The sequence below is a fragment of the Homoserinimonas sp. genome (assembly GCF_056262345.1).
Genome location: NZ_JBACFR010000291.1, coordinates 1 through 5792, shown reverse-complemented (window position 1 = coordinate 5792; position 5792 = coordinate 1). Strand labels below are relative to the sequence as shown.

Annotated in this window: 5 protein-coding genes and 1 tRNA gene; 5 read left to right on the top strand and 1 reads right to left on the bottom strand. The window is 66.6% G+C overall.

The window, feature by feature from the left end; translation table 11 throughout:
* The 5 genes from AC062T_RS13285 to AC062T_RS13265 all read left to right on the top strand — a co-directional run.
* Positions 1-531: FAD-dependent oxidoreductase (locus AC062T_RS13285; protein WP_476030773.1), on the top strand; the 531-nt coding region annotated here is incomplete at its 5' end.
* Between the two features lie 141 nt (positions 532-672).
* Positions 673-747, top strand: a tRNA-Gln gene (locus AC062T_RS13280).
* A gap of 348 nt (positions 748-1095) precedes the next feature.
* Entirely contained in the window at positions 1096-2019 is a 924-nt protein-coding gene (locus tag AC062T_RS13275) for an ABC transporter ATP-binding protein (protein WP_476030771.1), read from the top strand.
* Between the two features lie 11 nt (positions 2020-2030).
* The gene (locus AC062T_RS13270) at positions 2031-3089 is read left to right on the top strand and encodes an iron-siderophore ABC transporter substrate-binding protein (RefSeq protein WP_476030769.1); all 1059 of its coding nucleotides are present in this window, start codon (positions 2031-2033) and stop codon (positions 3087-3089) included.
* On the top strand, positions 3086-5212 hold the full coding sequence (locus AC062T_RS13265) for an iron ABC transporter permease (protein WP_476030767.1): 2127 nt from the start codon (positions 3086-3088) through the stop codon (positions 5210-5212). The genes AC062T_RS13270 and AC062T_RS13265 overlap by 4 nt, the downstream gene beginning before the upstream one ends.
* 30 nt (positions 5213-5242) lie before the next feature.
* Here AC062T_RS13265 and AC062T_RS13260 read toward each other — a convergent pair.
* Positions 5243-5792 (bottom strand): serine hydrolase domain-containing protein (locus AC062T_RS13260; RefSeq protein WP_476030765.1); only part of this gene is annotated, 550 nt, incomplete at its 5' end.

Below are 5792 nucleotides of genomic sequence, written 5' to 3'. Positions count from 1 at the left end.
CTTTTTAGCTGCGTTGCCTGCGACGGCTACGAATACAGCGATCGCCCGATCGCTTTGATCGGTGAGACATCCGACATTGCCTGGCGCGCCATGCTCATCGCGCAGTGGAGCGATCACCTCACGGTGTTTACGAACGGTGCGGATGCGGTGACGCCCGGCCAGGAGGAACGCTTGGTCGAGCGCGGCGTTCGCATCGAGCGCAGGCCCATTGCGGATGTTGAGGGCGACCGAGAGGGCGTCAAAGGCATCCGGCTCGTCGACGGCGATGTGATCGAGGTCTCGGGCGGTTTTGTGCGCCCCAAATGGCACGCTCAGCTGGAATGCGCTGCGTCGTTGAACCTCGATTCCGATGGCTGGGGCCTACTCACGGTGGATCGTGATGGGCGAACCAGCCACCCCGGCATCTATGCGGCCGGCGATATCACCTCACCGGGGCCGCAGCAGCTCATCGTGGCGGCGGGGGCCGGGGGACGGGTCGCGGCCACGATCAACCGGGACCTGATCGGCATTCCGACAGCGCACCGACGCTAATCCGATCGCCAGAACTCGGTCGCGCCGGTTCGCCGAGATCTGAGCAAAGCCCGCGACGCACCCGGGCTGGGGGACTGGTTCGAAATGGGTCTCGGCGTAGGGTAAAGTGGTCTCTCGGTGCCGGTCTTGACCGGAAACCATTGGGGTATGGTGTAATTGGCAACACGGCGGTTTCTGGTACCGTTGTTCTTGGTTCGAGTCCAGGTACCCCAGCCATCATGAACTCCCTGCACAGGTGCGGGGAGTTTTTTGTTGCTCCGGCGCTCAGTGCCCCGCCGCTCATGCCCCGCCGCTCAGTGTCAGTGCCCCGGCGCCTCCCCCTAATCGGGTCGAACGACTGCCTGCCTCTCTCTGCGGCCGGTCGGCAGCAAGTCCTTGTCGCCAGGGTTCGTGTCTGAAGCGCCGTATCCACTGTCGTTTCTCGACGGTTGCGGACGTTCGGGCGGACGGTCTAGTCTTAGTTAGGTAAGGGAACCCTAAGTTCCATCCATCTCGGAGAATCCGCGCTACTGCCTCGGCAGTAGAGGCCCTTTGAGACCTCACCCCCAGCGCAGGATTCCCGTGATGACCACCGCCAGCCGCACGACCGAGCCACTGAGCTCGGGTGCTCTCGTCGCGGATTCTCAGCGCGGCGGAACTCGCCTCGCTGGTATCGATCTTTCTCTGGGCTTTGGCCGCACAACGGTGGTCGATGGCGTCTCGGTCGAACTCCTTCCCGGCCGCGTCACGGCGCTCGTGGGCCCCAACGGCTCCGGCAAGTCCACTCTTCTGCGAGGTCTCGCTCGGCTCCACGCGCTACAAGCGGGCACGGTGGACCTGGGCGGAGAGGCGGGCGACCCTAAGCGTGGCGTCGCCGCATTGAGTGCGCGCGAGTTCGCCCAGGAGGTCACGCTCTTTGCGCAATCCCGCACCGCTCCTCAGGGTCTGAGCGTTCGGGAGGTCGTCGCCTTCGGGCGACACCCCTACCGCCGCCGATTCGCCGGGATGAGCGACCGTGATCGCCTCGCCGTGGATCACGCCCTGAATGCCACAGGGGTGCTGAGAATGGCCGACCGCGCGGCCGGGGAGCTCTCGGGCGGGGAGCTTCAGCGGGTCTGGCTGGCCGCCTGCCTCGCGCAGGAGACGGGCGTCGTGCTTCTTGACGAGCCGACGAACCACCTCGACCTGCGCTACCAAGTGGAGACGCTCGATCTGATCCGCGATCTTGCCGACGTTCACGGCGTTGCCGTTGGCGTGGTGCTCCATGACCTCGACCATGCCACCCAGGTTGCCGACGATCTTTTGATGATGAAGTCGGGCCGCATTCTTGCCGCTGGCGCCCCCGCCGCCGTGCTCACCGCCGAGAACATCGCCGCCGCCTACGAAATCCCGGTCGAGGTGAGTGTGGATGAGCGCACCCACCGCATCCGCATCGATCCGATCAGCAGGCACGCAGCCGCACGGCGCGCCCACCCCGAACTTCTAGTGCCATCCACCAACCGTTCTTGAGAGGACACTTCATGACGCGTACCCCCGGCCTCAGCGCCCTGGCCCTGGTGAGCATCGCCGCGCTCACGCTCACGGGCTGCGGTACAACCAATGTCGCCGCAGGCAATGACTCAGTGAGCCCTGCCGTTACCTCAGAGAGCTGCGCCGACGACACGACGGCGACCTCGACGGATTCGGTGTCGCTCACCGACAGCCTCGGCCGCACGGTTGAACTCGACAAGCCGGCCGAACGCGTCGTCGTCTTGGAATGGCAGCAGACCGAAGACCTTCTCTCGCTGTGCATCGCGCCTGTGGGGGCTGCCTCGATTGATGGCTATGCCACCTATGTCAGCGCCGAGACCCTGCCAGAGGGAGTGGCCAATGTCGGGGAGCGTGGCGAGCCCGATCTCGACGCCCTCTACGCCACAGACCCAGACCTCATCGTCATGGAGGCCTATAGCGCCGACGATGAACTGCTCAAGAAGCTCGAAGAGCGGGATGTTCCTGTGCTCGCGACGATCGGTGCCGACGGCGCCGGCCAGATCGACAACATGAAGGAGGTGTTCTCGCTCATCGGCGAGGCCACCGGCCGCAGCGAGCGTGCCGACCAGGTTCTCGCGGAGTTCGACAAGCACCTGGAGGATGCCAAGGCAGAGGTCGCTGACGCCGAGCTCGCTATCAGCGACTTCGTGTTCTTTGACGGCTGGGTTGAGAGCGGCAACGTCGTCATCCGCCCGTATGGGCAGGGTGCGCTGTTCACGGAGCTGGGTGAAGAGCTTGGCTTGACCGGCGCATGGACCGACGAAATCAACGACTCCTACGGCAGCGGCGGCGTCGACCCGGCTTACGGACTTGCCCAGACGGATATCGAAGGGCTCACCGCCGTGGGTGAAGCCAACCTCATCTACGCCAATGACGGCACCGCCGAGAACTATGTCACCGAGTTGGAGAAGAGCTCCATCTGGATGTCGCTGCCCGCCGTCAAGCAGGGCCGCGCATTCGAGTTCCCTCCCGGCGTGTGGGGTGCGGGCGGGCCGCGCTCGGGCCAACAGGCCATTGACGCGTTCGTCAGCGTGATCGTCGGGGATTGATCGCGCCACCAACCCTCTCCGTTCCCCGCCGCCAGCACAGGGCGGCGGGGGACGGCTCAGTCGACCCCCGCAGCAGACACATCGTTGGCGGGGTCGGCGTTCTCGCCGCGCTCGTCGTCGCTATCGTCGCCGTGGGTCTCTGGCATCTGACCCAGGGGACTTCGGGCATCGGCGCGGCAGACCTGCTGCGCGCTCTGCTCGGGGAGCACGTCACAGTCGGCGGAGTCTCGGCACACGACATCTTCACGGGATCTCGATTGCCGAGGCTGTTCGCCGGTATCGCGGTCGGTTTCGCCCTCGGTGTCGCGGGCGCCCTGCTGCAATCCATCACCCGCAACTCCTTGGCATCTCCCGACACCCTCGCGGTGACCGCCGGTGCCTATTTCGCTCTCACCGCCGTGGCAGCATTCGGCCTGTCGGTGCCGCTCTGGGCATCCAGTGGGGTCGCCTTCGTGGGTGGCTTGCTTGCCGCGGCAATCGTGCTCGGGCTCACAGGGCGGGCCGCTGGAACGACAACAACGCGCCTGATTCTCGCCGGATCGGCGATTGCCATGGCGCTGGATGCGGGCACGGCGATGCTGCTCATCCTGTTCAAAGAAAACACGACGGGGCTATTCGCCTGGGGCAGCGGGTCGCTCGCGCAACTCAACCTGGATGCGTCGGTGCGCGCAGCCCCCATGATCATCGCCGTGCTGCTCGTGGCCCTGCTCCTATCCCGTCGCCTGGATGTGCTCGGCCTCGGCGACGACACGGCCTCGACCCTCGGCGTTCCCGTGCGCTCGACCCGCACCCTCGCCGTGCTCTGCGCAGTGCTCCTCACGAGCACCGCAGTCACCGTCGCCGGCCCCATCGCGTTCGTGGGTCTTGGCGCGCCGGTGCTCGCCCGACTGTTGGCGCGCGCCGTGCCCGCCCTTCGCATGCATGGCTTTCTCGTGCCGACCGCGGGGCTGCTCGGCGCCGTTCTGATTCTGCTCGCCGACGCCGCGCTGCGGGCCATCCTCGGCGCTGAGGGTGCAGCCTCGATTCCCACCGGCATCCCCACCGCACTGCTCGGCGGCATCGTCATTGTCATCCTTGCCCTGCGCATGCGCGATGCCGGTGCTGCGCGCGCTATCGGCGCGGCGCGATCCACACTGCGCACCCACCGGCGCTTTCTCACGGTGTGCTGCGTGGTGACCGTGCTGCTCACGGCGGCGATTGTCATCGCCCTTCTCGCGGGGAGCCTCTGGTTGCGGCTGGGGGATATCGGCCTGTGGCTGCAGGGTGCAGCGCCGGATCTCGTGGCCCGCGCTCTCGACGAAAGAGCGCCAAGGATCGCCGCTGCGGTGCTTGCCGGAGCCGCTCTTGCCCTCGCCGGGGTCGCTGTTCAGGGCACCGTGCGCAACCCCCTCGCGGAGCCAGGGTTGCTCGGAATCCCCGCCGGTGCCGGACTTGGTGCCGTCATCGTTGTCACAACCGGTCTGGGCGGGGGCGGCCGGCCAGCGATCATCGTGATGGCCGTCCTCGCCGGGCTCGCGACCTTCGGTCTTATTACTCTGCTCTCGTGGCGAGGCGGGCTGTTGCCCGACCGGTTTGTTCTCGTGGGCATCGGCTGCGGATACGCGCTCAGCGCCGTCACCGCTTTTTTGCTTCTGCGCTCGGACCCGTGGGAGACGCCGCGCATCCTCACCTGGCTCTCTGGCACCACCTACGGGCGCTCGTTGCCAGATGTGCTTCCCGTGGCCATTGTGCTGGTCGTCGCCATTCCGCTTCTGCTCGGCATGCGCCGCGACCTCGACCTGTTGTCGATCGATGAGGATACCCCCCGCATCCTCGGCATCCGCCCGGGCAGGGCGCGGCTTTGCGTGCTTGCGCTGGGCGCAATCCTCGCCGCCGTTGCTGTTGTGGCGGTGGGGACGGTGGGCTTTGTCGGCCTCGTGGCGCCGCACCTTGCGCGCGCACTGGTGGGGGCTCGGCACGGCAGGGTGATTCCGGTGGCCATGGTGCTCGGCGGACTTCTCGTGCTCGTCGCGGATACGCTGGGCCGCACCATCATCGCCCCGTCGCATCTGCCGGCCGGGCTCATGATTGCGCTCGTCGGCGCACCCTATTTTGTCTGGCTGCTGCGCCGCTCCCGCGACTGAGCGCCGCGAGCCGAGCGCTGAGAGCCGTGCCTACGCCTCGAGGGTATTGACGACGAACTCGGCCATGGCATCCGCACCAAAGTGATCGTCAGCGGTGATCGTAACGACAGCGTCGCCAGAGAAGATGAGCAGATGGCCATAGGCCCCATGCAAACGCCAGGCCCGCCCCGGGCCGCCCCATCCGGCGAGAGCGTATCGGTCATAGTTGGGGTTCTTGCCGGCGACGACCCACTCCGAGTGCATTCCGTCGATCCAGGGTGCCGACACCAAGGAGCGCCCCGCCCAGTGGCCACGATCACGGATGAGCTGCCCGATCTTGGCCAGTTCGGAGGTTCGTAGCCACAGCCCACTGCCTGCGAGAACCCAGCCGTTCGGGCAGCGATCCCAGGTGAGGTCGGTGATGCCGAGCGGCTCGAACAGCCGCGGCCGCAAGAAGTCGGCGACGTCGCCGACCTGGCTGGCAAGAACCCGCATCGCGGTATAGGTGCTCGCGTTGGAGTACTGGAAAACCCGCCCACGGGAGGGCCGGCTCACGAACTCAAGAGCAAGATCGGGCCAGTCGGTCATCATCGTCTCCGAC